This window comes from Priestia sp. Y58 (assembly GCF_029522095.1).
In the GTDB taxonomy this organism is placed as follows: Bacteria; Bacillota; Bacilli; order Bacillales; family Bacillaceae_H; genus Priestia; species Priestia megaterium_E.
The window spans coordinates 1-589 of record NZ_JAKWFL010000026.1 but is presented as its reverse complement, the minus strand read 5'-3'; the positions used below and the strand labels follow the sequence as shown (position 1 = coordinate 589).

Below are 589 nucleotides of genomic sequence, written 5' to 3'. Positions count from 1 at the left end.
ATGGCGCGCCCGAGAGGAGTCGAACCCCTAACCTTTTGATCCGTAGTCAAACGCTCTATCCAATTGAGCTACGGGCGCTTATTAAAATGGTGCCGAGGGCCGGACTTGAACCGGCACGGTAGTCACCTACCGCAGGATTTTAAGTCCTGTGTGTCTGCCAATTCCACCACCCCGGCAGGACTTATACGTGGAGGCGGCAACCGGATTTGAACCGGTGATAAAGGTTTTGCAGACCTTGGCCTTACCACTTGGCTATGCCGCCAATATATATGGAGCGGAAGACGAGGTTCGAACTCGCGACCCCCACCTTGGCAAGGTGGTGTTCTACCACTGAACTACTTCCGCGTTATTGTCTAATTTAAGATGCGGGTGAAGGGACTTGAACCCCCACGTCATAAGACACTAGATCCTAAGTCTAGCGCGTCTGCCAATTCCGCCACACCCGCGTGTGAATATAAATGGTGAGCCATGAAGGACTCGAACCTTCGACCCTCTGATTAAAAGTCAGATGCTCTACCAACTGAGCTAATGGCTCTCTATGGCTGGGCTAGCTGGATTCGAACCAACGCATGACGGAATCAAAATCCGT

Annotated in this window: 6 tRNA genes; all 6 read right to left on the bottom strand. The window is 52.0% G+C overall.

Annotated features, from left to right (window positions below):
* Position 1: 1 nt before the first annotated feature.
* Positions 2 to 78, bottom strand: a tRNA-Arg gene (locus MMB68_RS27470).
* Between the two features lie 9 nt (positions 79 to 87).
* Positions 88 to 176: transfer RNA gene (locus MMB68_RS27465), tRNA-Leu, on the bottom strand.
* A 12-nt stretch (positions 177 to 188) separates the two neighbouring features.
* Positions 189 to 262, bottom strand: a tRNA-Cys gene (locus MMB68_RS27460).
* Positions 263 to 270: 8 nt separating this feature from the next.
* Positions 271 to 345: transfer RNA gene (locus tag MMB68_RS27455), tRNA-Gly, on the bottom strand.
* Between the two features lie 19 nt (positions 346 to 364).
* Positions 365 to 446 (bottom strand) — tRNA-Leu (locus MMB68_RS27450).
* Positions 447 to 459: 13 nt separating this feature from the next.
* A tRNA-Lys gene (locus MMB68_RS27445) sits at positions 460 to 535 on the bottom strand.
* Positions 536 to 589: the final 54 nt, after the last annotated feature.